This window comes from Propionibacterium sp., assembly GCF_047719395.1.
Taxonomy (GTDB): Bacteria; Actinomycetota; Actinomycetes; order Propionibacteriales; family Propionibacteriaceae; genus Propionibacterium.
Genome location: NZ_JBDNTB010000003.1, coordinates 22,981 through 49,539 on the forward strand (window position 1 = coordinate 22,981; position 26,559 = coordinate 49,539).

The window sequence follows — 26,559 nt, forward strand, 5'->3', positions numbered from 1 at the left end:
TGTGCCCAACGGCTCAATAAGAGCACCACAATAGGGTCATGCCAACGCAAGACCGAAGCCGGACAAATGCAGCAATCATCCTTCGCCTCAGCCTGTTGGGCCTGCCGCTGCCCGATGAGTCGAAGAGCAATACCAATGTCGCACTGGTCGAGCCCCTGCTTGCCCGCCAGCGCGAGCAGAATCGGCGGTTGAAGGAGCGGCTGTGCGCTCCCGACCTGCGGATCCAGAGTTTCCTCGACGACTACCTGTCAGATACGCAGGTGCACCCGCAACTGCCCAAAACCACTTTCGTACTCGACGAGCCCGGCCTCGCCCGCGGCCTGTCGATTCCCATCGACTCCGACGAGTTCCACTCCCCCATCGTCGACTCCTACCGCTTGGTGAATGGCGTCCTGCACAACCCGAAGAATGACCGCCGCACCACGGCCGGCGTCTTCCACATCGCCAAGGGCGGTCTGCCGATCCCGCAGGAGAAGATCGAGGTCGACAAGGAAGTTGTCGCCCAGATCTACTCCCGGGCCTTCGACGCACCCGACGACGAGCTGACACTGCCCTTCACCGCCAACCAGTCCGAGCCGGCGCGTTGCTGGGTCTCGCTGCTGATGCGTCCCACCGTGGTGCCTGCTGTTCCCGGCCGCACCAAGGAGAAGAGCTACGAGGTGCGCTTCATCGTGCCTGGCGGCCTGGTCTGCAATCTCGACTTCGTCGAGGGCATCTTCGGCAACGGCGGGGATCCTTATCTGCCCGACAACGATGCCTCTCTCGACCCGAGCTCCTGGACCGGCACCACCGGCCTGGTCGTGCTCGCGCCGCACCTGACCCGGATGACCAAGCAGAGCCTGGGCATGCCGAGCTGGGACGATGCCACCGCGCGCCAGCGTCGCGACGGCCAGTGCTGGAAGACCCCCGACGAGCTGTACAACGACGGCAAGGCCTTCAAGCTGTGCGCCCGCGACGATCGTGGCGTCATCGTCACCATCGTGGCCGACAACTACTTCGGCTACTGCAAGAAGGAGGTCAAGACCCAGATCGGCTACTCCGCCAATCTGCTCGGCTGCGCCGAGGAGGAGCACGCCGGCGGCGCCACCGTCTACCCGGCCTGGAATCTCAACACCGAGTTCACCGACCGCACCCCGGACGACTACTCCATCGACCAGGTCATCGCGATGAACCCAGGGCGCTTCGATGTGCGTCCTGAGGGACATGCTCTGGACAAGCTGCATCCCAGCATCGTGCTGATCCCCGAGCACGCCGTGTACTCCATGCGGAACCAGCAGATCACCTGGTCCCGCAATGGCACCGAGCAGTCCATCAAGCTGCTCGCCGACAAGCAGTACCTCAGCCCCGACGGCTACCGGGTCTTCGCCAAGCACCGCGAGATGGACGCCACCCAGTGGCACCTGGTCGGCGTCTCCCCGGCGCCGACGCAGTGCCACAAGCCCGCGACGGTGTCCGGCGGTGGCAAGTCCGAGATCTCCAAGTCGATCGCCGATGCCTTCGAGTTCGGCAATGCCTACAGTGGCGACTTCGACACCGACATGGGCAAGGTCCAGGAGCTGCTCGACCGCGACTACTCGGATCGCTTCGTCGATGCCGATCAGAACGGTGCGGACCACCGGCCGATTCTGTCCACCGAGCGCTCGCTCGGCTCGGTCATCAAGCTGCTGACCCGCTCCAGGCGCTACTCCGATGAGTACAACGCCTTCCTCGACTCGGTCTCCCCGGCCGTCAAGGAGCTGCTCTTCAACGTCAAACGCTACTACCAGCCCGAATGGGGCGCCGACTGGCGCGAGCACTTCACGGTCGGCATCATGAACGGCCGACACGGCAACATGGTGCGCCTGGACGGGCAGAAGATCATTGTGAACATGCTGCGCGTCGGCTTCCAGACCGATGGCTCATGGCGCCTGTTCAGCCTGCGTCCCGACTACTCCCCGGCCGTCAAGGTGCAGACCGAGGACGACATCACGGCGAGCACCGTCACCGCGCCGTGGAACGATCCGGAGGCCCTGCCCCGCAAGTACGTGACCAACTGCGAGCACCTGCTCTTCCAGCGTCCCGACGACGCGAAGATCCGCGGCTACGACAAGCAGACGGAGCTGGACATGTCCACCGGCACGGACACCTTCATCTCGAACTTCCAGCCGCTCAACCACGGCGAGGCACGCGAGATGCTCACCGACGTGCAGGCGCTGAGCGAGTTCACCGAGCCGGCGCAGCAGCTCATCAAGAAGGTCGCCGCGATGGGTGACGACGAGTCGCCCGAGTTCTGGGTCTGCTCGGCGGACACCCGCCACCTGCCCGATGGCACGAAGTCGAAGAACCCGCGCTACCTGCAGGTGCGCCCGACCGACTCCCACCCGGAGGCCACCGCGGTGGCCGATGTGGCCTCCAAGCTGAATCGCAAGATTCCGCTGGGTGAGTTCGCACCGCTCTCGGTGGACATCGTGGCGGCCGGTCGTCGCAACAACCCGCCGGAGGGCAAGTTCCCTGCACTGTGCGCCTACAACCCGCTTCAGTACATGGAGCTGCCCGAGCTGTTCATGGAGTTCATCTCCTCGATGACCGGCAAGTCCCCGAGCACCACCGGTGCAGGGTCCGAGGGCGCCATGACCAAGGGCCCGTTCAATGCCCTGCCGGCTGCGATCGACCTGAACAGCGCACTGCTGTCCTATGTGCTCACCGGCTACGACGGCTGGCTGAGCTCGGCCGGCTACATCGGCCCGAAGATGCGCGTGGACCACGACATCTCCATGCTGGTGCCCGAGGTGTTCAGCCACATGAGCCCCGCCGAGCGCGACGCCGACAACCTCATCAAGGACGGCTACCTGGAGAAGATGGAAGACTTCGAGTTCGACGGCAAGAAGGTGCTGGCCAGCCGTTTGGGCTACCGCATCAACGACCGTTTCGTCACCCACTACTTCGGCCGCATCTTCATGCACCCCGATGTGGTGTTCACCGACGAGATGCTGCGCCCCGAGCTGCAGGACGAGAAGATCTTCGCCGACTCCCTCGACGTCATCGTGACAACCCATCAGAGGGTCGCCCAGATGTACTTCGACGACGGCACCATCTCGCTGGCCTGCCCGCCGCTCAAGGCGCTGCTGGAGATCATGGCCCACGGCGCCTCCGCCGAGGGCTGGACCCTGGACAGCCCCGAGTTCCGCGAGCTGTTCACCCGCGAGGCCGTTCTCACGTCCGATTGGTACGCGGCGCGCTTGGACTCCAAGCAGGCCGAGGACGTGCGCCAGACCGAAGAGGGCATCGCCCGGCTGAAGGAGTACATCGAGCGTCCCGGTGACGAGGGTGTGTCCTCCCGCCTGGATTTGCAGCAACGTCTGGCAGATCTGGAGTCTGCACTGGAGACCCAGAAGTCCGACGCCTACCGCCAGTCCCTGGTCGGCACCGTGGGCCGTCAGGTGGCCTTCGGCTGAGTTTCCTGACAACCCTCTCCGGGGTCTGGCCACCGGGGGAGGACGTGTCACGGCAGCTTCATTCGCTGTGAAGCTGCCGTCCGGGCACATCCTCCTCCGGTCGTTGCCTTCCGGATGCCACCGATCAGGGCCTCAGTGACTGCACCAGGCACACAGGGCTGCCACGCCGCGGAGTCCCACCCCGCCACTGGAGTTCCTCCACCATGTGTCGATGAGTGGATACGGGTCAGCGGCCCTCTACTGCGGTCATCAGTGGGCTCAGGCCCTTGGCGCGGGCCGGTGCTTCGCCATCACCGCAGGCGGCGAGCCAATTGGCGAGCATCTGGTATCCGCCCTCGGTCATCACGGACTCGGGGTGGAACTGCACCGCCTCGACCGGCCGAGTGCGATGCCGGACCGCCATGATGACGCCATCGGAGGTTTGTGCGCTCACGACCAGGTCGTCGGGCACGGAATCGGGTTCCAGCGCCAGCGAGTGGTAGCGCGTCGCGGTCAGGGGATTCGGCAGGCCGTCGAAGACGCCGAGGCCATCATGGTGGATCTCGCTGGACTTGCCGTGCCGGATCTCGGGGGCTCGCCCGACCACTCCGCCGAAGGCAACACCGATCGCCTGCAGGCCGAGGCAGACACCGAACACCGGAAGCCTGGGACCCGCCATGCGGGCGATATCGATGCAGGCACCGGCCTGCTCGGGCGCTCCTGGGCCGGGTGACAGCAGAACACCGTCGTAGCCAGTGCGCCACTCGCCAGATTCCAGGCGCGGGTCATCGTTGCGCCACACCTCGACCTGCGCGCCGAGCTGGGCGAGGTACTGCACGAGGTTGTAGACGAACGAGTCGTAGTTGTCCACGACGAGAATCCTGCTCATGGCCTCAGGCTACCTGCCGGTCATCTGGGACAGACGGCCAGCGGGGAGCACCCCCCGACTTCCAAGCGCGACAGTCTAGTCTTATGGGGACTGCAGGTCCGCAGCACATTGACGGGCCGCCCACAGATCACACGAGGAGCACCAGCACCGTGCCGGAGTCACATGTTCGCAAGCAGGCCGCCGACAGGAAGGCCGCTCAGCACAAGGACCCCCACAAGACCGGTGCCGTCAAGGACAGCAGGAAGCGTCCAGCCCAGAATGTGAAGCGCAAGAATTCGATCTCGATGTTCGCCGACCGCGGCTGGGTTCCCTGGGTCTTCGTGCCGCTCGGCCTGATCGGCGTGATCTGGCTGGTGGTGTTCTACATCGCCGGTGACCAGATCCCGTTCATGTCCGCCCTCGAAAACTGGAACTTCCTCATCGGGCTCGGGCTCATCGCGGGCAGCTTCTTCGTCGCCACGTTGTGGAAGTAGACATTGGTCGCGTGCGACCAAGAGGGAAGTGAAGGTCCGTCGCACGCGGCAGACCGGATGATGGTGGTTTCATCGCGTGCGACTGGCTGGGATGCCCGGCCCTTCCCCGAGCGCAAGTCCGGGGACAGCCGCTCGTCGCGGGCACCGGACGAAAGGCCCGGGACCCAACTCACCCGATGGACCGGGATCCATTTCCGAGGCACACGTTTCCGAGGCACACGACTCGCGCTGGAGCGCCATCGATGGCTGTCACCCCCGTGCATCTGGACGCCCAGCGGCTCACTCCAGCCGGTCGAGCATGCCCTTGAGCACCGTATCCGGATCGTCCAGCGAGTTCATTCTCAACAGCCGGATCATGGGGACGCTCCCCATCATCGCCGAGGTCCCGGCATCGGCCAGCAGGTCCGCGATGCCCAGTGCCGGATCGTCCAACTGAGGAGCACCCAGGGGGTCTTCGAGCCATTCCGCGAGTGTCGAATCGGGGCCCAGGCGATGACTCAGGGGCGGCGCCTCGACATCGACCGGCAGTTGGGCGTCGAAATCACGACTGGAGGTCCCGACGGCGAACTCCCATGACCCGGGCTCGACGATCCAGCTGTGCGAGGCGGTGTCCCAGTGCGAGAAATCCCGTCTGGTCACCGGGAACGCAATCGGTGCGGACTCACCCCTGTTGAGATCCACCGTGACGAAACCACGCAGTTCACGTGGGGCGCGGGCAATCCGGCTGTCGCCGGTGCGCCCCAGATAGAGCTGCACAACCTGGGCACCGTGCCGGCTCCCGGTATTCGTGATGTGAGCCGACACGGTGGCCACCACGGCGTCCTGAGGCGTGTCTTCCTCGATGACCACGCTGTCGGGCGCGGTGATCTCGTCGATGACGAAGGTCGTATAGGTGAGTCCGAAACCGAAGGGGTGCGAGACGGGCTGTGCCATGGCGTCCAGTCCGCGGTAGCCGATGAAGATGCCCTCGCCGTATTGCACGTGGCCGTCGGCGCCGGGAAAGTTCAGCTGCGCCGGGACCTGCGGCAGCTCGCGGGGAATCGACTCCGCAAGGTGGCCCGACGGCGACTGGTAACCGAACAGCAGTTGCACCATCGCGGCACCACCGGCCTGGCCGCCCAGCCAGCACTCCAACACCGCGTCGACCTCGTCCTCCCAGTCCGACAGGCGCACCACCGAACCGTTCGAGAGCAGCACGGCCGTGCGACGGGCGACGGCGGCCACCTTGTGGATGAGGCTGATCTGCTCGGCGGGAAGGTCGATGGTGGTGCGATCGTAGCCTTCGGATTCGTCCTCAGCGGGCAGCCCGGCGAACAGCACGACATCGCGATCACGAGCGGCCTCGACGGCATTGTTGACCAGCTCCTCGGCGGACAGTTCCTGACCGGGCTCTTCCTCCGCCTCCAGCAGGTGGAAGCCGGGCTCGAAGCCCACATGCGAGCCGAGCAGATCCTCCAGACCGGTGAGAGCGTCGCCGAGCCGGATCGGATTGATCCGGGACGAGCCGGAACCTTGATATCTGGGCGTGCGGGCGAACTCACCGATGACGACGAGACGGTTCTCCTCGTCGTAGTCCCCGATCCGCAGCGGCAGCATCGGACCTTGCTCACCGGGCTCATTGCGCAGCAGCACAGACCCGGCGACAGCGGCCTCGCGCGCCAGGCGATGGTGCACAGGGAATTCGAAATGGCCGTGCTCGGGCCTGGCATCGCGGGCACGGATCAGCATCGTCGTCACCCGGATGGCTGCCTGGTCGAGCACCTTCTCGTCCAGGTTGCCCTCTCGAATGGCCGCGACGATCTGGGCATCGGTACCACCGCCGGACGAGGGCATCTCCAGATCGAGCCCGGCGATGAGCCCGGCGATCCGCTCGTCGACAGCGCCCCAGTCGGACATCACGAGCCCCTCGAAACCCCATTCCTCGCGCAACACGGAGGTGAGCAGCCAGGGATTCTCCGACGAGTAGACGCCGTTGATCCGGTTGTACGAGCACATCAGCGTCCAGGGATGGGCGTGCTTCACGATGTGCTCGAAGGCGGCCAGATAGATCTCGCGAAGGACGCGCTCGTCGACGTCCGCGCTGACCCGCATGCGGTCGGTCTCCTGGTTGTTGGCCGCGAAATGCTTCAGGCTGGTGCCCTCGCCGACCGACTGGATGCCCTCGACGAGCGCGGCGCCGGCCACACCGGCCACCAGCGGATCCTCGGAGAGGTACTCGAAATTGCGCCCGCACAAGGGAGAACGCTTCATGTTGAGGCCGGGGCCGAGGAGCACGGCCACCTGATTCGCTCGGGCCTCCTCGCCCAGGGCCGTTCCGACCCGGCGCAACAGGTCCGGATCCCAGGTGGAGCCGAGGGCAGCGGCGGTGGGGAAGCAGGTGGCGGGAATCGACTTGTCCAGCCCGGTGAGGCCCGGATCGTCCATCTGCTTGCGCAGCCCGTGCGGGCCGTCAGTCATCATGATCGGTGCCAGGCCAAGGCGTTCGACACCCTTGGTGTGCCAGAAGTCGGCGCCGGAGGTGAGACCGGCCTTCTCCTCCAGGGTCATCTCGGCGACCAGCCGGGCGGCCTCGTCACTCGGCGATTCGGGATCGGGTGCCATGGGAACTTCCCTTCGTCCACTACGTGCCCTCAACAGTTGGGTCGCTGCCCGGATTGGGGAAGGTCCCCCGCATGGACTGTATTGCGTGTTCGCGCTGTCCGGATCCGCAACTGCGGATGTGGGCTGACGTCGGAGGGAGCGTTGCAGGGCTGACGTCACCGGCAGTACTCGTGGCTCGGGCGTCCCCGTCATCGCAAGCCACCGAGTTCACGGCCCATAATGGCGGAGATCTGGTCCGGCACATGGCCGGCGGAGATGGTCATGTCGCAGGGTCTGGAAGGAGCGGACAATGTCGAGCAGTCCTTCGCGGGAGGATGCATCCGGCGCCGGCAACGGCCGACGTGGACACAAGGATGCACCTGAATTGTCACCGGCTGAGTTCTGGGAGCGGCGGTATGCCGGTTCTGGCAGCGATGCCGTGTGGTCCGGCCACGCGAACCAGGCGATGGTGTACGCCATCTCTGAACTCACACCCGGCAACGCCCTCGATCTCGGCTGCGGAGAAGGTGGGGATGCCATCTGGCTGGCCCAGCGGGGATGGTCGGTCACCGGGATCGACATCTCACCCACCGCGATCGAACGCGCCTCGGCGGCCGCATTGGACCTCGGGCTCGGCCCGCGGCGCTGTCAGTTCGTGGCCGACGATCTGGCACAGTGGCGCACCGACGAGACATTCGACCTCGTCACGTCCAGTTTCATGCACTCGCCGGTGGAGTTCGACCGAGGGAAGATCCTGCGGAAAGCCGCTGGGCGTGTGCGCCCTGGCGGTCATCTGCTCGTCGTCTCGCACGGCACGACACCGCCCTGGTCAGCTGCGGCGAGGCACCGTCCTCATGCTGCGGAGGACCCGATGAGCGGGCTCGTCCTCGACCCGGATCTCTGGACGACTGTGCTGGATGAGAGGCATCCTCGTCACGTGGCGGGGCCGGACGGCCAGCAGGCCATCATCGATGACGTGATCCTCCTGTTCCAGCGACGCTGAAGGTCAGCGCCCATCATCCAGCCCCGTATCGGGCGGACCATTCCCATCGGCGGGCTCTGTCTGCCCCAACCGCGCCCAGAGTTCCACTCCTGGCTGCCAGCATTCGCCCCATCAGCAGGGTGGACGGTGCCGCCGGGGTCCACCGCCGGCCGGACGGCGATTCTGACGTGGCTGGGGCGAGGTCGATGGCCTGCGACAGCGGATTCTTCCGAGGCAGGCCGTGGAGCGGTCCGGGCCGGCACCGCAATGTGTCACCCCTGTGGCCGGAGCAGCGGGAAGAGGATCGTCTCGCGGATACCGGCATTGGTGAACAGCATGATGAGCCGGTCGATGCCCAGACCGAGGCCACCCATCGGAGGGCAGCCCTGTTCCAGGGCGTTCAGGAAGTCCTCGTCCAGCTGCATCGCCTCGGGGTCGCCGGCGGCAGCGGCGAGTGACTGCTGGGTGAGGATCTCGCGCTGGATGACCGGGTCGACCAGCTCGCTGAAGCCGGTGCCGCGCTCCATCCCGCCGATGATGAGGTCCCAGGCCTCGATGCAGCCGGGCTTGGAGCGATGCCGGCGCGCCAGTGGCTGGGCTATCTCGGGGAAGTCGCAGACGAAGGTGGGCTGCAGGAGTTTCTTCTCGACCAGCTCCCCGAACAGCTCCACCACGAGTTTCTGGTCGATCCAGGATTCGTCGTAGCCCACGTGGTGGGCGTCGGCGATCTGACGCAGCTGTTCCAGCGGGGTGTCCGGTGTGGTCTCCTCGCCCACGGCCTGCGAGAGGCCCTCGTACACAGGCAGCCACGTCCACTCGCCGTCCAGGTCGATGACGCCGTGCTCGGTTTCGATCTGGTGCTTCCCGACAGCGTCCGCGACGGCCAGGATGACCGACTTCAGTGTGTCGGCGATGGTGAACTGGTCACCCCAGCTCTGGTAGGCCTCCAGCATGGTGAACTCGGGGCTGTGCGAGGAGTCGACGCCCTCGTTGCGGAAGACCCGGCCCACCTCGTACACGCGATCCGCGCCGCCCACCATGATGCGCTTGAGGTGCAGTTCCAGCGCGATGCGCAGGTACATGTCGATGTCGAAGGCGTTGAGGTGCGTCGTAAAGGGCCGTGCCGCAGCGCCGCCGTGCTGGGACTGCAGAATCGGCGTCTCCACCTCGAGATAGCCCTGGTCCTCCAGGCTGTTGCGGATCGTGCGGGTGATCGCCGCGCGCTCGCGCACCATCGCGCGCGCCTCGGGCCGCACGATGAGATCGTTGTAGCGCTGGCGCACCTGGGACTCCTGGGAGAGCTCCTTGTGCAGCGTCGGCAGGGGACGCAGCGCCTTGGAGGCGAGCCTCCACTCCTGGGCCATCACCGACAGCTCGCCGCGCCGGGACGCGATGACGCGACCGCGCACCCACACGAAATCGCCGAGGTCGATGTCGGACTTCCACGCTGCCAGAGCCTCGTCCCCGATCTCGGCCCTGGAGAGCATCACCTGCAGGCGTTCGGCATCGGCATCGGGGGTGAAACCGTCCTGCAGGGTGGCGAAGCACAGCTTGCCGGAGGGGCGCAGGAAGATGACGCGACCGCCGATGGTCACGACATCCTGAGTCTCCTGACCGGGCTCCAGATCGGGCCAGCCAGCGCGCACCTCGGCCAGCGTGTGGTCACGTCGCAGGTCGACCGGGTAGGCCTGCTCGCCCTCGTCCAGGTAGCGTGCGCGCTTGTCAGAGCGAATTCTGAACTGCTCGGGCAGGTCCTGCTCGATGCTGTCATCGGTGCTCTGCGGTTGCTTGGGATGCTGCTGGCTCACCCGCCGATCCTAGCGTGGACCCGCCGGAGGCCTCCGGATCGATCAGCTGGCCGGTCGAAAGGGCCGTCGGCACTGCAGGACCTGTCATCTGTCGTCCTTGGAAAATGACCGGTGAGAAACTCGCGCTGCTCCGCAGAATCACATCAGGCGGTCCTCGATCGTTGTACCAGCCGATCCCCTCGCAAGCTGCCACACCCGATTGATCCGCAGACCGTCCACGAGGTGATTGTCGTGGCTCACCACCAGCAAGGCTCCGGCATAGCCGTCCAGCGCCTGGATGAGCACTTCCACCGATGCCATGTCGAGGTTGTTCGTCGGTTCGTCGAGCAGCAGGAGCTGCGGTGCGGGACGGGCGAACAGCACGCAACCCAGCGCGAGACGGAATCGCTCGCCTCCCGACAGGCTGGCCACCGCCCGCAGCGGCATGTCCTTGGTGAGCAGCAGGCGGGCCAGCAGTTCCCGCGCCTGCTGGGGGCTGCGCTCGGGTGAGGCGGCACGCATTGCGTCGAAGCCGGTGGCGAATCTGTTGAGCATGTCGAGGCGTTGGTCCAGCATCGCCCAGGGAACGTCCGGGGCGAGACTCACCCGGACGGGTGCGGCGAACAGTCCAGCCGGAGCGGCGAGGACGGTGCCGGTGAGCAGTCCGAGCAGGGTGGACTTGCCGGTCCCGTTGTCCCCCGCCAGCCGGATGCGCTCGGGGCCGTCCACCCGCAGCTCCTGCTCGCCGTGACGTAGTGCCAGCACCCGGCGGGTCGGGGCGAGCACGGTGTCGGGAAGCTCGATGCGGATGTGTTCGGGCGCTCTGGCCTGTGCGTCCGCCTCGGCACGGGCGCGCAGCGCATCGTCACGTTCACCCGAATGCACAGCCCGCTTCGAGCCGCTGTTCTTCTGCGCCCGATTCGTGAAGTAGTCGGCCTCCCCCTTCGTGACGTTGCCGCGGGCATTCTCCCGTCGTGCGGCCCGATCGCGTTGCTGTTGGCGCTGCTGCTCGGCGCGCACCTGCCGTTGGATTCGGGCCAGCTCGGCGTCGGCCTCACGCAACCGCCGCTGCGCCGCGAGCTGGCGGGCCTCGCGATGGCCCTCGTACTGGCTCAAGGTGCCGCTGAAGAGCTGAGCACCCCGCGGGTCGAGCTCACAGATCGTGTCGACGTGCTCGAGCAGGTCACGATCATGGCTGACCACCAGGACGCTCCCCGGCCAGCTGTCCAGCGAGCGGTTGAAGCGCTCCCGGGCACTGCGGTCGAGATTGTTGGTCGGTTCGTCGAGCAGGGTCAGGTCGGCACCGGCCAGCCGGACCCCGGTCAGCGCGATGGTCATGACCTCTCCTCCGGACAGTTGGGTGAGGCGACGGCTCAGCCAGCCCTCGTCGGCGTCCAGCCCCGCAGACCTCAACGCAACGACGGCGCGGGGCGCCACGTCCCAGTCCTCGCCGACGGTGTCGAAGTCCTCGACATCCACGCTTCCCGACTCGATGCGCTCCAGGGCCCGGAGAACCGCGGAGATCCCCAACAGATCGACCACCGTGTCGTCGGCCGTCGACGCGATGCGCTGGGGCAACCACCGGCAGCTTCCCGAGGTACGGACCGAGCCCGAGTTCGGTGTCAGTTCGCCGTGGACCAGGCGCAGCAGGGTTGACTTGCCGACACCGTTGTCACCGATGATTCCGACTCGGCCGGGCGGCAGCGCGAGATCGAGTTCGGTGAACACCGGTTGGCCGTCCGGCCAGCAGAAGCTCAGCCGGTCGCAGACGACAGAAGGGGAGACGGAGGGAGCGTGATGAGGGGTGAGGGACATGTGAGATCCTCGGATCGGCGGGTCAACGGGCCGTGTGGCACACCGGAACCCGGGTGCCGGATCTCACATTCTCAAGGGTTCTCCTCGGTAGGGGCGCAGCCAGTGTATGTCAGCCGCGACAGGCAGGGATCAACAACCTACCCAGCACTCGGTCCCCACCCTCCACGAGGCCGGCGAACGCGGCTGCTGCCGAATCGTGCTCGTATCGGATGCCATGGTCCCGCCGGATTCATGGGATTGGCGGGAATGGGGGAAACCGGGATCTCAGTCCTCACCAGTCCCCAGATCCTCGAGGAGGTACGGCCCTGGCCGTGAGGCGTCCAGCTGCCCGATCGCCCCTCCGATGCCCGCCCCGCTGTTCATCTGGTGGCAGTGAAGAAGAACCTCGGGAACCGGAAAATGATCTGGCCATTGCGCTGTACCGGATAGGCCTTCACGATTTCGCGGTAGATGTCCGCCTCGAAATCGCGCTTGTCGGAATCGGGGAGTGCATTCAGATAGGGACGCAGCCCTGTGCCCCGATACCACTCCATGATGTCCTCGTGCGAGGACATCACATGGAAGTAGCTGGTCTGCCACAGCGTGAATTCCGTGGCCAACCCGGACAGCAGATCGAAGTATTCACCCTGCTCCAGGTTGTGGAAGATCCGCGGATCGTCGAACTTCGCCGCCCATTTCCGGCTGGTGGACACCTCGCCGATGATCAGATGAATTGGCTCTTGGTAGTTCATGGGCGTCTGCACGGCCAGCACCCCGCCAAGGCTCAACAGACCCATCATCTCCTGCAGAATCCTGGGGTGATCCGGTATCCACTGGATACAGGCATTCGAGAAGACCACGTCGTAGCCACCCGGCAGTGCCGGCAAATCACGAGCTGCATCGCACAGCTGGAATCGAATTTCCGGGTGCTTGTCCCTGGCCGATTCGATCATGGCCGGCGAATTGTCGACCCCGAGAATGTCTGCCTTCGGGAACCGCCCGGCCAGCACCGCGGAGCTGTTGCCTGGGCCGCACCCGATGTCCAGGATCCTTCCCGGATCGTCGAGATGGATGCGGTTGGCCAGGTCGATCGCCGGCTGGGTGCGCTCGTTGACGAATTCCAGGTATTTCGCCGAATCCCAGTCAGCCATGATCCACGCACCTCTCCTCGCCCCGAACCACCCGTTGCCCACAATGGCGAGCCCGCAGCCCGGCTGCAAGCCGGCAGCCGGTTCTCCGGTCATCATCGAGCAGCCGAGCCGCCACCAACCCGACGGCACCCGCGAAACCACCCTGGACGCATAGCCGCGGACCGTACCCGCGGGGCAGAATGAGCAAAGGAGGTACCGGTGACTGCTCTGGGCGTGCTGACCCCGCTGCGGCTGCGCGATCAGGTCTTCGACGCCGCGCATCCCGCAGTGATGGCCATCGTCAACCGCACCCCCGACAGCTTCTACTCCCCCGCCCGGTTCAGCGACATCGACGAAGCACTGGCACGCGTCGACTGCGTGGTGGCCGATGGCGCCGACGTGGTCGACGTCGGCGGCGTTCGGGCCGGCCAGCAGGGCCCTTGGGTGGACGCCGATGAGGAGATCGACCGGGTCAGGCCGCTCCTGCAGGAGATCCGGCGTCGCCACCCCGATGTGCTGCTCAGCCTCGACACCTGGCGAAGCGAAGTGGCCAAGGCCTGCGACGGTCTTATCGACCTCGTCAACGACACCTGGCAGGGCAACGACCCGGCTCTGGTGGCAGCCGCAGCCCAGCAGGGTACGGCCTATGTCGTCTCGCACACAGGCGGCCTGCCGCCGCGCACGGACCCGATCGATGTGCACTACGGTGACGACTCGGACGAGGCCGTGCTCACCGCCGTGCGTGACCGCCTGGAGCAGGGTGCGGCCACGGCACTGCGAGCGGGCCTCGGCCCCGAACAGGTGCTGCTCGACCCCACTCTGGACTTCGGCAAGAACACCGAGCACTCGCTGGCCCTGCTGCGTCACACAGGCGAGCTGACCACCCTCGGCTTCCCTCTCATGATGGCGATCTCCCGAAAGGACTTCGTCGGCGAAACCCTCGGCCTGCCGGCCGCGGAACGCCTGGAAGGAAGCCTCGGGGCCACCGCCATAGCCGCCTGGTTCGGCGCCGTGCTCTTCCGCACCCATGATGTGCAGGCCACCCGCAGGGTGGTGGACATGGTCGCCTCCATTCGCGGTGACCGCCCTCCACTCGTCCACGAGCGGGGCTGCTGAGAACCGCACCAGCCGACACCCTCGACGACATCACTCTTGAATGAGTGAGCACTCACTCACTAAGCTTGAAATCTGTGACACGTGCAGCACCACTGCCCGCCGATGAGCGGCGCAGGACGATCATTGATGCCACCCGGCCCCTGCTGGTGGCCCACGGTGCCGCCTTCACGACCAAGCAGATCGCCGAAGCGGCAGGAGTGGCCGAGGGCACCATCTTCCGGGTCTTCGGCTCCAAGCAGGAACTGCTGGATGCCGTCATCGAAGATGTCCTCGACCCCACTCCCACGATCCGGGCGATCCAGGCGTTCCCCGAAGACCCCGACCTCGGCGCCAGGGTGACACGCACCATCACGCTCCTGCACGACAACATCGCGGGAGTCACCGCACTCTTCGCAGCCCTGCACGCCATGCCCTCACCGGACATCTCCCCTCACCCTCACAAGGGAAAACGGCCGATGACCACCAGAAACCGCGCCCTCCAGGACGCCATCGAGGTCACGCTGACGCCGTGGGCGGATCAGCTCCGCAGCGATCTGCCGCGCGCCGCCGCTCTGCTCCGCTCGGTGGCACTGGCCACCTACCACCCCATGTTCGGCGACCACCTCCACACTTCCCCGGCCGCCCTCGCAGACCTACTCCTCCACGGTCTCCAGAAGGACAAGCAATGCTCCTGAAACTCCTGGGCCGCTACCTCGGCCCCTACCGCTGGCAACTGCTCGCGGTCATCCTCGTGCAAGTAGTTGCCTCGCTGGCGTCACTTGCGCTGCCCACCTTCAATGCCAAGATCATCGACCAGGGCGTCGCGCTCGGCAATACCGGTTACATCTGGCACACCGGCGGGCTGATGCTGCTCATCGCCCTGGCACAGGTGCTCAGCCAGATGGCGGCCGCCTATTTCGGGGCGAGCATGGCCATGGCGATCGGCCGTGACGTCCGCGCGGATCTGTTCGACACGGTGCTCGGCTACTCCTCCCAGGAGGTCAATCATTTCGGGGCCCCGAGCCTCATCACCCGTAACACCAACGATGTGCAGCAGGTGCAGCAGCTTGTGCTGATGAGCTGCATCTTCATCCTGGGCGCTCCCATCACGATGGCCGGTGCCATCGTGATGGCGCTGCGCGAGGACGCCGGGCTCGCCTGGATCATCGTGGTCGCGATGCTCGCACTCGGTATCGGAGTGGGCCTCATCGCCAGCCGGATGAGCCCGCTGTTCGCGAAGAACCAGAAGCGCATCGACACCATCAACCGGGTGCTGCGCGAGCAGATCACCGGCATCCGGGTGATCCGCGCCTTCGTCCGCCAGGACAGCGAGAGGGTCCGCTTCGACCGCGCGAACCTCGGCCTCACCAGGATCGGCATCCGGATCGGCATGCTCTTCGCGCTGCTCTTCCCCCTTGTCATCCTCATCATGAATGTCTCCACCGCCGGTGTGTGGTGGTTCGGCGGCATCCGGGTGGACGACGGGAACATCCAGGTGGGTCAGCTCACCGCCTTCATGGCCTACCTCATCCAGGTGCTGATGAGCGTCATGATGGCGACGATGATGGCCATGATGGTGCCGCGCGCATCGATCTGCGCAGGCCGGATCATGGAGGTGCTGAGAACCGAAACCACGGTCGGCCCGGTCGAACACCCGATCACTGCACTGCCTGCGCAGGGATCGCTGGAGCTTGAGCACGTCGCCTTCAGCTATCCGAACGCTGAGCAGCCGGTGCTGCACGACATCACGATGTCGCTACGGAAGGGCACCACCACGGCCGTCATCGGCGCCACCGGTTCGGGCAAGACCACCCTGGTCAATCTCATCCCCCGCCTGTTCGATGTGACCGGCGGGCAGATCCGGCTGGACAGCACCGACATCCGGGATCTGGACATGGACCTGCTGTGGAGCCGCGTCGGCCTGGTGCCCCAGAAGCCCTATCTGTTCAGCGGCACGGTCGCCTCCAATCTGCGTTACGGAAATCCCGGCGCCACCGACGAACAGCTGTGGGAGGCGCTGCGCACCGCGCAGGCGGAGGATTTCGTCAGCGCGATGACCGGACAACTCGAGGCGGAGATCTCCCAGGGCGGCACGAATGTCTCGGGCGGCCAGCGGCAGAGACTGTCCATCGCCAGAGCGCTGGTGAAGAAGCCCGAGGTCTACGTCTTCGACGATGCCTTCAGCGCGCTGGACGTGACCACTGATGCGCGGCTGCGTGCTGCGCTGGCCCACGAGACCGGGGACTCGGCCGTGCTCATCGTGGCGCAACGGGTGTCGACCATCCGCAATGCCGACCAGATCATTGTGGTGGACGCCGGACGCATCGTCGGGCGCGGCACGCACTCCGAGCTGCTCACCAGCTGCGAGACCTACCGCGAGATCGTCGATTCCCAGATGACAGCCGAGGAGGCGGCATGAGCGCCGACCAGAACAGCCGTACGGCTGTCCCCGAGAACAGCGATCGGCAGGACCCGGCGAAGGGTCCAGCCTCGAACAAGCGTCCCGAGTACGCGAAGAATGCCTCCCGGCAGTACGGCCCCGGGGCCAACCATGTTCAGGAGAAGGCCGTCTCGTTCGGCCCGTCGCTGCGCCGGCTGCTCGGCGAACTCCGGTACGACAAGGTAGTACTGACCATTGTGGTGGTGATGGGCATCATCTCCGTGGCGCTCAACGTGTACCTTCCCAAACTGCTCGGCAGGGCCGCAGATGTGGTCTTCGCCGGCTTCATCGGCAAGCATCTGCCCAGCGGGGTGTCAGTCGACCAGGTCGTGGCCGGCCTTCGGGCCCAGGGCCGCGGTGACCAGGCGGCGATGATCCAGACGATGCATGTGGTGCCGGGCCAGGGCATCGACTTCTCACGGCTCGGCACGATTCTGGCCTGGTGCGTGGCACTGGCAGTGGCCTCAGCGGCGCTGAGTTTCCTGCAGTCCTTCCTGCTCAACAGGGCGGTGATGTGGGCGGTGTACCGGCTGCGCGACAGGGTGAGCGAGAAGATCGATCGTCTGCCGCTGAGCTACTTCGACCACCAGCCGCGCGGTGAACTGCTCAGCCGAGTGACCAATGACCTCGACAACATCTCCCAGACCCTGCAGCAGACGCTCGGCCAGATGCTCAATGCGTCCCTGACACTGGTCGGCGTGCTCATCATGATGTTCACCGTGAGCCCGCTGCTGGGCGGGGTGACCGTGCTCATCGTGCCACTGTCGGCGGTGGTGTCGATTCTCATCGGCAAGCAGGCCCAGAAGCGCTTCGTGCGGATGTGGACGGCCACCGGCCGGCTCAACGGCCAGGTGGAGGAGGCCTACAGCGGCCATGCCCTGGTGAAGGTCTTCGGGCGGCGCCGTGAGGTGGAGGCCGAGTTCAAGGACACCAACGACGAGCTGTTCCGGGCGTCCTTCGGCGCCCAGGCGATCAGCGCGCTGATCATGCCTGTCAACTTCTTCATCGGAAATCTCAACTACGTCGTGGTTGCCGTGATCGGTGGCCTGAAGGTGGCCAGCGGGCAGATGCAGATCGGCGACGTGACCGCCTTCATCCAGTACTCCCGGATGTTCACCCAGCCCATCACCCAGCTGGCCTCGATGACCAATCTGCTGCAGTCGGGCGTGGCCAGCGCCGAGCGTGTCTTCGAGGTGCTGGACGCCTCCGAGCAATCCCCCGACGCCACCGGAAGCCTCGTCCTGCCGACGAAGGGGCATGTGCGTTTCGAGGACGTCGACTTCAGCTACACCCCCGACGAGCCGCTCATCGAGGGCCTGTCGCTGGAGGCGAAGCCCGGCCAGCAGATCGCAATCGTCGGGCCGACCGGGGCCGGCAAGACCACCCTGGTCAATCTGCTGGAGCGCTTCTACGACGTGCAGGGCGGACGGATCACCGTGGACGGTGTCGACATCGCGGGGGTGCCCCGCGCCCAGCTGCGCAGCCAGCTGGGCATGGTGCTCCAGGACACCTGGCTGTTCGGCGGAACGATCCACGACAACATCGCCTACGGCAAGGCGGACGCCAGCGATGAACAGGTGGTGGCAGCCGCCACGGCCGCCTATGTGGACCGCTTCGTGCACATGCTGCCGCAGGGCTACGACACCGTCATCGACGATGAGGGATCGAATGTTTCCGCCGGCGAGAAGCAGTTGCTGACCATTGCGCGGGCGTTCATCGCTGATCCGGCGATCCTCATTCTCGACGAGGCCACCAGCTCTGTGGACACCCGCACCGAGGTGCTGGTGCAGCAGGCCATGAACCGGCTGCGGCAGGGCCGCACCAGCTTCGTCATCGCGCACCGGCTCTCCACGATCCGCAATGCGGACCTCATCCTGGTGATGGAGCACGGCACGATCGTGGAGAAGGGCAGCCACGAGGAGTTGATCGCCGCCGAGGGCGCCTACTGGTCTCTCTACCAGTCCCAGTTCAACGCCGGAAGGCAGGACGCCGCCTGAGCCGCGCCTGGCCTGCCGATCAGAAGCGGGCGGCCAGGCCGCCGTCCACGTCGATGGTCTGGCCGGTGATGAAGGAGCCGGCGTCGGAGGCCAGCGCCACGATGATGCCGGCAATCTCCTGGGGCCGGCCCCAACGGCCGAGCATGGTGCGGCGCCGCAGCCAGCTCGACCAGTCCGGGTCCTCGTAGAGATCGCGGTTGGTGTCGGTGGCGATGCAGCCGGGGGCGATGGCGTTGACGGTGATGCCGTAGGGCCCCAGATCGGCAGCCATCGCCCGGGTGAGCCCTTCCAAGCCAGCCTTGGCGGCGCTGTAGGCAACATCATCGGGCTTGCCGAGGTGGCCCACCACCGAGGACACGTTGATGATCCTCCCGGCGTGCCCCCGTTCGACCATCCGGGCGGCGATGGCACGGCTGAGCGTGTAGATGCTCACCAGGTCCACTTCGACGAGCGCCCTGAATTCGGCGGTCGCCATGTCCCTGGTACCGCGGCGGTCACGCGCACCGATGGTGTTCACCAGGATGTCGGTTCGCTCCCCCACCGCTGTGATGAGCCGCTCGACGGCCTCTTCCACAGCCAGGTCCGCAACCAGCGGATCTGCGCCGATGCCCTCGGCGTGCAGCACCTCAACCGTCTCGCCGACGGTTTCGGCACGACGGCCGTTGACGATGACGGATGCTCCCGCCAGCCCCAGTGCACGCGCGACATCAAGGCCGATACCTCGCACCGAACCGGTCACCAGCGCCCGGTGACCGCGCAGCGAGAACAACCCGCCGAGTCCATCGATGTGCTGCTGCGCGTCTTCGCCCACGGCCCCTTCTTCCGTTTCTTCCGTGGCACCGGTCCTTCCGTGGCACCAATTCTTCCGTGATGTGGAACCCTGGGCAGTTGCTGCTGTCCCCAGCCCCAGAACTCGTGACGGCGCAGACCGTGTGGTGACTCAGACTCCGTACCGCCGCTTGGCCTTCTCCAGCGCCGACACATAGCCCGAGCGCTCGTACTCGGCCAGGGATGCGGTCTTGGGCACGGCGAGAAGACCGCGCGCCTGGTCCAGGCTGAGTTCGCCTCTGGCGAGATAGCGCCGCAGCCCGGACAGGAGATCGGTGGCGTAACCGGCGCCCCGCCGCACCAGGGCCGAGGTCGTCATCACGACATCGGCACCCGACAGGATGGCCTTGACCACATCGACATATCCGTCGACGCCGCTGGTCGCGGCCAGCGATGTGGAGACATTGTCCCGCAGCGCCGCGATCCAGGTGCGCGGCAGCCTGCCCTCCTCGGGATGGGACAGTTCGAAGCCCGAGACGACCTCCTGCCGGTTGATGTCGATGTCGGGCTGCAGGAAGCGGTTGAACAGCACGAGCGCATCGGCTCCGGCCGCATCCAGCCGGATGGCGAACTCGCCGAAGTTGCTGAAGTAGGGCGACAGCTTGAGCGCCACCGGAATGTCCACGACATCCTTCACGGACTGCAGAATCTCCAGGTGGCGCTGCTCCACCTCCGAGCCGGTGAGCGAGAAGTCGCCCGGCAGGAAGTAGGTGTTCAGCTCAATGCCGGTGGCTCCGGCATCCTGCAGACGCTGGGCCATCTTGGTCCAGCCACCCGTATGAGCGCCGTTGAGAGAGGCGATGAGGGGAATGCTCAGCGCATCGGCGCCCTTGGTGAGTAGATCGAGGTATTGCGCGATCTCCCCGTTCGAGCCGCCCGATTCGGTCGGGAAATAGCTGAGTGCCTCGGCGAAGCTGTTCGTGTTCGCCTCCAGCACGCGCACACCCTGCTCCTGCTCGTGACGCACCTGTTCCTCGAACAACGAGTACATGACGACCGCGCCGACGCCAGCCTCTTCGAGTGCCTGCATGGATGCCACCGACTGGGACAGCGGTCCAGCCGAGGCGACCACCGGAGAGGGCAGCGTCAGGCCCATGTAGGTGGTCGTCAGATCGACATCGGCGGTCCTGTCCACCTGCTCGCGCACCTGGGTGGGCGCCATGAGCAGATCGGTTGCGTTGGTGCCGGCCACCGATTTCGCTGCGGCCGAGGCGGCTGCAGCCATCAGTGCCTCACTGTCGAAGTCGGGCATCTCAGGCGTCCTTCCGTGCATCGGCGGCGAACATCTCTGCGGGCCGTGAGGCCATCTCCTCGTAGTCGGCCCAGCGCCTGTTGACCTGTGCCTGGCCGAGCCTCAGCAGCCTTTCGGCTTCCTTCGGATCCTTGGCCATCAGCATCTTGAAACGCAATTCTGCCTTGTGGTACTCCGAGATCGGGATCCGGGGGCGCGGCGCGTCGAGCAGGAAGGGGTTGCCGCCGGCATTGCGTACAGCCGGGTTGTACCGCATCAGCGGCCAGTGCCCGGAAGCCACCGCCTTGTACTGCTGGTCCAGCCCCTTGCGCAGATTGAAGCCATGGCTGATGCAGTGGCAGTAGGCGATGATGATGCTCGGTCCGTCATAGGCTTCCGCCTCGCGGAAGGCCTTGAGGGTGTGCTCCGGGTCTGCACCGAACGCCACCCGCGCCACATACACATTGCCGTAGGACACGGCCTGCATTGCCAGGTCCTTGGACGCGGTGGTCTTGCCTGCGGTGGCGAACTTGGCGACGGCACCCATCGGAGTGGCCTTGGAGCTCTGGCCACCGGTGTTGGAGTAGACCTCGGTATCCAGCACCAGCACATTGATGTTGCGCCCGCTGGCCAGTACATGGTCGAGGCCGCCCGAACCGATGTCGTATGCCCAGCCGTCGCCGCCGACGATCCACACCGAGCGGCGCAGCAGATTGTCCACCACCGAGCGCAGATCGTCGATCTTCTGGCGAGTCGGCCTGTCCAGATCGTCCCGGCCACCCAGCTCGTCCAGTCGGGTGCGCAGCAGGTCGACCCGCTCGGCCTGTGCGTGCAGATCGGATTCCAGTGCCTGCGGAGCGGTGAGCAGCCCCTGCACCAGCTCGTCGTCATTGATCTCCGAGGCCAGTTCACTGACCCGCTGGCACGCCAGTTCCCAGTGCAGGTCGGCGGCCAGCCTCATGCCCAGGCCGAACTCGGCGTTGTCCTCGAACAATGAGTTGCTCCAGGCCGGGCCGCGCCCCTGGGCATTCTTTGCCCATGGGGTGGTGGGCAGATTGCCGCCGTAGATGGACGAGCAACCGGTGGCATTCGCCACCTGCGCACGATCGCCGAACAGCTGGGTGAGCAGCTTCAGGTAGGGCGTCTCGCCGCAGCCGGGGCAGGCACCGCTGAACTCGAACAGCGGCTCGAGGAACTGGGCGCCACGCACCGCGCCGTAGTTCACCCGGGTGCGCTTGGGGTCCGGGATCGACTGGAAGAAGTCGACATTGGCCCGCTGCTCGGTACGGTCCAGCACGGTGGAGAGATTGATCGCCTTGCGCTGCGGCTGGCCGATGGGGTGCACGGGGCAGGTCTCGACGCACAGCCCGCAGCCGGTGCAGTCCTCAGCGAAGACCTGCAGGGTGTAACGCTCGTCGGGCAACCCGGCGGCGTTCAGCGGAACCGACTCGAAGCTGTCCGGAGCCTTGTCGACAGCCGCCGAACGGTAGTACTTCGCGCGCAGCACGCCGTGCGGGCAGACGAAGGAGCAGTTGCCGCACTGGATGCAGGCCTGAGGATCCCAGACCGCGATGATGTCGGAGACATTGCGCTTCTCGAACTTGGTGGTTCCCGAGGGGAACGAGCCGTCCGCAGGCACCTTCGACACCGGCAGCGTCTCACCGCGCTCGGTCATCATGACGGCCGTGACGTCCTTCACAAAGGGCGGCGCGAAGTCCGGCACCGGAGCTGCGTAATCCCTGGTGGAAGTCACCTTGCCGGGAACCTCGATCTTGTGCAGGCGCTCCAGCGCGGCGTCGACGGCCGCGTGATTCTTCTGCACGATGTCCATCGACTTCTTGGCATAGGTCTTGGTGATGGAGTCCTTGATCCGCTCGATCGCCAGGTCCTCGGCCAGCACCCCGCTGATCTTGAAGTAGCAGGTCTGCAGCACGGTGTTGGTGCGGTTGCCCAGACCCACATCGCGGGCCACCGAGCCCGCGTCGATGGCATAGATCTGCAGGTCGAGATCGATGATCTTGCGCTGCATCGGAGCAGGCAACCGATCCCACACCTGCTCGGCCGGGTAGGGGCTGTTGAGCAGCACCACGGTGCCCTTGCGGGCGAAGGCCAGCACGTCGATGCGGTTGAGGTCGGCCCAGTGGTGCACACCGATGAAACCGGCCTGGTTCACCAGGTACGGAGCCCTGATCGGATCCGGCCCGAAACGCAGATGGGAGGTGGTGAGCCCGCCGGACTTCTTGGAGTCGTAGACGAAGTAGCCCTGTGCGAAGATGCCCGGCTCGTGGCCGAGGATCTTGATGGTGTTCTTGTTCGCGCCCACGGTGCCGTCCGAGCCGATGCCGTAGAAGACGGCGCGCTGGGTGGCGGGATCTTCCATGTCGATGGACGGGTCGTAGCTCAGCGACAGATGGGTGACATCGTCCTCGATGCCCACTGTGAAGCGGCGCTTGGGATGCCCTGCTGACAGCTCATCGAAGATGGCCACGCACATGCCGGGCGTGAATTCCTTGCTCGACAAGCCATAACGCCCACCGATGATGGTCGGCAGAGTCTCGCGGGTGCCTTCGTTGTATGCCTCCGAGAGGGCTGCCATCACGTCGAGGAAGAGCGGTTCGCCGTGGGCACCGGGCTCCTTGGTGCGGTCCAGCACGGCGATCCTGCGCACGCTGGCGGGGATGCTGGCGAGCAGCTGCTCGACCGGGAAGGGACGGTAGAGCCGTACGATGACCAGACCGACCTTCTGACCCTGGGCATTGAGCGCATTGACGGTCTGCAGTGCGGTTTCAGCGCCTGAGCCCATGATCACGATGACCCGCTCGGCGTCGGGAGCACCGTAGTAATCCACCAGGTGGTACTGACGGCCCGTCATGGCGGCGAACTCGTCCATCGTCTCCTGGACGATGCCGGGCACCGCGTTGTAGTAGGGGTTGGAGCCCTCGCGGCCCTGGAAGTAGACATCCGGGTTCTGCGCGGTGCCCCTGATGAAGGGGTGCTGGGGGCTGAGTGCGCGAGCCCGATGCTCGCGGATCAGCGCATAGGGCACCATCTTGCGCAGTTGATCGTCGCTGAGCTGCAGGCAGGTGTTCAGCTCGTGGGAGGTGCGGAAACCGTCGAAGAAGTGCATGAACGGCACCCGGGAGCGCAGCGTCGCCACCTGGGATATCAGCGCATTGTCGTGACACTGCTGCACGCCGGTGGAGCACAGCATCGCGAAGCCCGTCTGGCGGCAGGCCATCACGTCCTGGTGGTCGCCGAAGATCGACAGGCCCTGGGTGGCCAGCGAGCGCGCGGCGACGTGCATGACCGTGCTGGTCAGCTCGCCGGCGATCTTGTACATATTCGGGATCATCAGCAGCAGGCCCTGCGAGGCGGTGAAGGTCGTGGACAGCGCCCCGGCCTGCAACGCACCGTGCAGCGCACCGGCGGCGCCGGCCTCGGACTGCATCTCGATGACCTGGGGCACCTGGCCCCAGATGTTCACCCGGTCCCTGGCGGCCCACTCGTCGGCCAGCTCGGCCATCGGGGAGCTCGGCGTGATCGGGTAGATGGAGCACAGCTCGTTGATGCGGAATGCCACATCGGAGGCTGCCGTGTTGCCGTCCCAGATCATCTGGTTGGCCGGGTCGGCCTGCGGAACTGGTGCGGCGGGCTGCTGGCTTGCGAGGGTGGTGCGATCGGCTGAAATGGTGGTGGTCATGGTTGTCACTTCTCCGGAATCATTTCGATCGCATGGACGGGGCACTGTTCGAAGCAGGTGCCGCAGCCAGTGCATTTCTCGTAGTCGAAGCGGTAGCGGTGTCCCTTGCCGAGCTTGATGATGGCGTCTTCGGGGCAGGATCCGTAGCATCCGTCGCACTCGAAGCAGTTGCCGCAGCTCAGGCAGCGGGTGGCTTCGAAGACCGCCTCATCGGCGGTGAGGCCCTTGACCACCTCGTCGAAGTCGACGACGCGCTCATCGGGATCCAGCTCGGTCTGCACCTCGCGGGGATGATCCCCGAAGTACCACAGGTGCAGGTCGTCGAAACTCACCACGGGATGCTTCACCCGCTTGTCAGGACGCTGGGCGCTGAGCCAGTTGTCGATCTGCTTGGCTGCGCGCTTGCCGTGGCCCACGCCCACGGTGACGGTGCGGTCCGAGGGCACCGCGTCGCCGCCGGCGAAGATGCCGGGCACGTCGGTCATCAGGGTCTTCGGGTTGACCCGCACCACATCGTCGTTGAACTTCATGCCGGGGATGTCGTGCAGGAAGCCTGTGTCGGCGACCTGGCCGAGGGCCATGATCACCGTGTCGGCGGCCAGCTTCTCGTAGCGGCCGGTTCCGTGTGGCTTGCCGTCGGCGTCGAGCTCCATGATCTCGACCTCGATGTCGCCCTCGTGCATCTGGTTGATGGTGCGCAGCCAGTGCACCTTGACGCCCTCGCGCTCGGCCTCCTCGAGTTCTTCCTTGTGGGCGGGCATCTGTGCCTCGGTGCGCCGGTAGATGATCACGGCGTCCTCGGCGCCGAGCCGGCGGGCCGTGCGGGCAGCGTCCATGGCGGTATTGCCGGCGCCGTAGACCGCAACCCTGCGGCCGATCACCGGCTTCTCACCGCTGGCGACCCCGCGCAGGAAGTCGACCGCATTGACCATGTGGGAGGCGTCGGTGCTGGGAATATCAACGCGGCGCGAGAGGTGCGCGCCGACCGCCACGAAGACGGCATCGAAGCGCCCCTCGCGCTGCTCGGCCATGAGGTCCTTCACGGGATGGTTCAGCACGATCTTCACACCGAGCGATTCGATCCTGGCGATCTCGGCGTCCACCACGGTGCGAGGCAGACGGTATTCGGGAATGCCGTAGCGCATCATGCCGCCGGCCAGCTCGCCGGCATCGTGGACCTCAACCTGGTGGCCCAGGCGCGCCAGGTGGTAGGCGGCGGCCAGACCGGCCGGGCCGGCCCCGATGATGAGCACCCGGCGACCGGTGGCGACTCGCGGAGTGCTGAACTGCCAGCCCTTCTCGATGGCCAGATCGCCGAGGTATCGCTCCACAGAGTGGATCGACACTGCCTGGTCCAGATCCTTGCGATTGCAGGCCGACTCGCACGGGTGGTAGCAGACCCGGCCGTGAATGGCCGGGAAGGGATTGTCGCGGACGAGCTGACGCCAGGCGGTCTCCTGCTCGTTGGCCTTGACCAGGCGAAGCCATTCCTGGCAGTTCTCACCGGTGGGACAGGCGTTGTTGCACGGTGGCAACAGGTCCACATAGATGGGCATGCGGGTGCGCACCGGCCCGACACGGCCGGCGGCGCGGGCCAGGTCGGGCAGCAGCGTGATGTCGCGATGTTCAGGAGTCATGGATTGCTGTTCCTCTACTTCGTCTGTATGAATCTCCGGCAGGGAGACTCCAATCGCCGGAACTGGGCCTCGGCGCCCGCCCGACCGATCGGTGGCTGTTCACTGGCACCGAATGCTCACTCTTCGATGCTATCTGGTTGGTATGACCAATGGCGAGGTGGGATGCCACTTCTCAGCGGCCACGGGATCCAGGCGTCTGCTCTCGGCGGCGGGCGGGTCAGTTCTCGGTTCTGGCGGTGTCGGTGAGTTTGTCCATTGCGGCTTCCAACCGTTCCAGCTTGCCGGTCATCTCGCCGCTGCGCCCAGCCCGGATGTCTGCCTTGAGCACCAGTGAGACGCGCGGCGCCACCGCGGCGACAGCATCGCAGGCGTCATGGATGACTGCCATGCATTCGTCCCAGCTGCCCTCGACATTGGTGAACATGGAGTTGGTCTCATTGGGCAGCCCGGAGTCCCGGACGACCTTGACGGCAGCGGCGACGGCGTCATGCACCGAACCATCCGGATTGTCGTTCCCCATGGGGCTGATGGTGAATGCAACGAGCATGCCGTCAGCCTAGATCTGCGCTGTCTGACGTCTCCC

17 protein-coding genes are annotated in these 26,559 nt (G+C 65.9%); 7 read left to right on the plus strand and 10 right to left on the minus strand.

Annotation, left to right across the window (positions count from 1 at the left end; genetic code table 11):
- The first annotated feature begins 38 nt into the window (after positions 1 to 38).
- Positions 39 to 3,434 carry a hypothetical protein gene (locus tag ABF648_RS00900; RefSeq protein WP_415630406.1) on the plus strand — a complete coding sequence of 1,132 codons (3,396 nt, stop codon included), beginning with the start codon at positions 39 to 41 and terminating at the stop codon, positions 3,432 to 3,434.
- 226 nt (positions 3,435 to 3,660) lie between these two features.
- On the opposite strand, the gene ABF648_RS00905 is transcribed toward ABF648_RS00900, so the two are convergent.
- Positions 3,661 to 4,302: an aminodeoxychorismate/anthranilate synthase component II gene (locus ABF648_RS00905; protein ID WP_415630407.1), complete on the minus strand. Its 642-nt coding sequence runs from the start codon at positions 4,300 to 4,302 to the stop codon at positions 3,661 to 3,663.
- A 149-nt stretch (positions 4,303 to 4,451) separates the two neighbouring features.
- Here ABF648_RS00905 and ABF648_RS00910 point away from each other — a divergent pair, with 149 nt between their 5' ends.
- The gene (locus ABF648_RS00910) at positions 4,452 to 4,775 is read left to right on the plus strand and encodes a cell division protein CrgA (RefSeq protein ID WP_415630408.1); all 324 of its coding nucleotides are present in this window, start codon (positions 4,452 to 4,454) and stop codon (positions 4,773 to 4,775) included.
- A gap of 279 nt (positions 4,776 to 5,054) precedes the next feature.
- Here ABF648_RS00910 and ABF648_RS00915 read toward each other — a convergent pair whose 3' ends face one another.
- Positions 5,055 to 7,376 carry a glycoside hydrolase family 3 C-terminal domain-containing protein gene (locus ABF648_RS00915; protein ID WP_415630409.1) on the minus strand — a complete coding sequence of 774 codons (2,322 nt, stop codon included), beginning with the start codon at positions 7,374 to 7,376 and terminating at the stop codon, positions 5,055 to 5,057.
- A gap of 289 nt (positions 7,377 to 7,665) precedes the next feature.
- Here ABF648_RS00915 and ABF648_RS00920 point away from each other — a divergent pair, with 289 nt between their 5' ends.
- Positions 7,666 to 8,358: a class I SAM-dependent methyltransferase gene (locus ABF648_RS00920; RefSeq protein WP_415630410.1), complete on the plus strand. Its 693-nt coding sequence runs from the start codon at positions 7,666 to 7,668 to the stop codon at positions 8,356 to 8,358.
- A gap of 251 nt (positions 8,359 to 8,609) precedes the next feature.
- Here the strand turns inward: ABF648_RS00920 and lysS are convergent, their stop codons facing one another.
- The 3 genes from lysS to ABF648_RS00935 form a co-directional block, all read right to left on the minus strand.
- On the minus strand, positions 8,610 to 10,088 hold the full coding sequence (gene lysS, locus ABF648_RS00925; RefSeq protein ID WP_415630440.1) for a lysine--tRNA ligase: 1,479 nt from the start codon (positions 10,086 to 10,088) through the stop codon (positions 8,610 to 8,612).
- Between the two features lie 195 nt (positions 10,089 to 10,283).
- On the minus strand, positions 10,284 to 11,939 hold the full coding sequence (locus ABF648_RS00930; protein ID WP_415630411.1) for an ATP-binding cassette domain-containing protein: 1,656 nt from the start codon (positions 11,937 to 11,939) through the stop codon (positions 10,284 to 10,286).
- 359 nt (positions 11,940 to 12,298) lie between these two features.
- Positions 12,299 to 13,069, minus strand: coding sequence for a methyltransferase domain-containing protein (locus ABF648_RS00935; protein WP_415630412.1), 771 nt, complete (start codon positions 13,067 to 13,069; stop codon positions 12,299 to 12,301).
- Positions 13,070 to 13,267: 198 nt separating this feature from the next.
- Here ABF648_RS00935 and folP point away from each other — a divergent pair, with 198 nt between their 5' ends.
- The 4 genes from folP (at position 13,268) to ABF648_RS00955 (ending at position 18,580) form a co-directional block, all read left to right on the plus strand.
- Positions 13,268 to 14,164: a dihydropteroate synthase gene (gene folP / locus ABF648_RS00940; protein ID WP_415630413.1), complete on the plus strand. Its 897-nt coding sequence runs from the start codon at positions 13,268 to 13,270 to the stop codon at positions 14,162 to 14,164.
- Between the two features lie 74 nt (positions 14,165 to 14,238).
- Positions 14,239 to 14,838 (plus strand): TetR/AcrR family transcriptional regulator, encoded by a 600-nt coding sequence (locus tag ABF648_RS00945; RefSeq protein ID WP_415630414.1) that lies wholly within the window; start codon positions 14,239 to 14,241, stop codon positions 14,836 to 14,838.
- Complete coding sequence (locus ABF648_RS00950) at positions 14,829 to 16,562, plus strand: ABC transporter ATP-binding protein (RefSeq protein WP_415630415.1); 1,734 nt, start codon at positions 14,829 to 14,831, stop codon at positions 16,560 to 16,562. Before ABF648_RS00945 ends, ABF648_RS00950 begins: the two co-directional genes overlap by 10 nt.
- Positions 16,559 to 18,580 carry an ABC transporter ATP-binding protein gene (locus ABF648_RS00955; protein ID WP_415630416.1) on the plus strand — a complete coding sequence of 674 codons (2,022 nt, stop codon included), beginning with the start codon at positions 16,559 to 16,561 and terminating at the stop codon, positions 18,578 to 18,580. Before ABF648_RS00950 ends, ABF648_RS00955 begins: the two co-directional genes overlap by 4 nt.
- A 19-nt stretch (positions 18,581 to 18,599) precedes the next feature.
- On the opposite strand, the gene ABF648_RS00960 is transcribed toward ABF648_RS00955, so the two are convergent.
- The 5 genes from ABF648_RS00960 to ABF648_RS00980 form a co-directional block, all read right to left on the minus strand.
- Entirely contained in the window at positions 18,600 to 19,391 is a 792-nt protein-coding gene (locus tag ABF648_RS00960; RefSeq protein ID WP_415630417.1) for an SDR family oxidoreductase, read from the minus strand.
- Positions 19,392 to 19,520: 129 nt separating this feature from the next.
- Positions 19,521 to 20,570, minus strand: coding sequence for a dihydroorotate dehydrogenase-like protein (locus tag ABF648_RS00965; RefSeq protein WP_415630441.1), 1,050 nt, complete (start codon positions 20,568 to 20,570; stop codon positions 19,521 to 19,523).
- Positions 20,571 to 20,661: 91 nt separating this feature from the next.
- Positions 20,662 to 24,252 (minus strand): pyruvate:ferredoxin (flavodoxin) oxidoreductase, encoded by a 3,591-nt coding sequence (gene nifJ / locus ABF648_RS00970; RefSeq protein ID WP_415630442.1) that lies wholly within the window; start codon positions 24,250 to 24,252, stop codon positions 20,662 to 20,664.
- Between the two features lie 92 nt (positions 24,253 to 24,344).
- Positions 24,345 to 26,009, minus strand: coding sequence for an NAD(P)-binding protein (locus ABF648_RS00975; protein ID WP_415630443.1), 1,665 nt, complete (start codon positions 26,007 to 26,009; stop codon positions 24,345 to 24,347).
- A gap of 184 nt (positions 26,010 to 26,193) precedes the next feature.
- A complete protein-coding gene (locus tag ABF648_RS00980; protein ID WP_415630418.1) occupies positions 26,194 to 26,523 on the minus strand; it encodes a thiamine-binding protein in 330 nt (109 codons plus the stop codon).
- Positions 26,524 to 26,559 lie beyond the last annotated feature (36 nt).

Bases quoted from the DNA above. Each gene is read 5' to 3' on its own strand.
- ABF648_RS00900 (WP_415630406.1), top strand. From the start codon at position 39: ATGCCAACGCAAGACCGAAGCCGGACAAATGCAGCAATCATCCTTCGC.
- ABF648_RS00905 (WP_415630407.1), bottom strand. From the start codon at position 4,302: ATGAGCAGGATTCTCGTCGTGGACAACTACGACTCGTTCGTCTACAAC.
- ABF648_RS00915 (WP_415630409.1), bottom strand. From the start codon at position 7,376: ATGGCACCCGATCCCGAATCGCCGAGTGACGAGGCCGCCCGGCTGGTC.
- ABF648_RS00920 (WP_415630410.1), top strand. From the start codon at position 7,666: ATGTCGAGCAGTCCTTCGCGGGAGGATGCATCCGGCGCCGGCAACGGC.
- ABF648_RS00930 (WP_415630411.1), bottom strand. From the start codon at position 11,939: ATGTCCCTCACCCCTCATCACGCTCCCTCCGTCTCCCCTTCTGTCGTC.
- ABF648_RS00935 (WP_415630412.1), bottom strand. From the start codon at position 13,069: ATGGCTGACTGGGATTCGGCGAAATACCTGGAATTCGTCAACGAGCGC.
- ABF648_RS00950 (WP_415630415.1), top strand. From the start codon at position 14,829: ATGCTCCTGAAACTCCTGGGCCGCTACCTCGGCCCCTACCGCTGGCAA.
- ABF648_RS00955 (WP_415630416.1), top strand. From the start codon at position 16,559: ATGAGCGCCGACCAGAACAGCCGTACGGCTGTCCCCGAGAACAGCGAT.
- ABF648_RS00965 (WP_415630441.1), bottom strand. From the start codon at position 20,570: ATGGCGCCCACCCAGGTGCGCGAGCAGGTGGACAGGACCGCCGATGTC.
- nifJ (WP_415630442.1), bottom strand. From the start codon at position 24,252: ATGATCTGGGACGGCAACACGGCAGCCTCCGATGTGGCATTCCGCATC.
- ABF648_RS00980 (WP_415630418.1), bottom strand. From the start codon at position 26,523: ATGCTCGTTGCATTCACCATCAGCCCCATGGGGAACGACAATCCGGAT.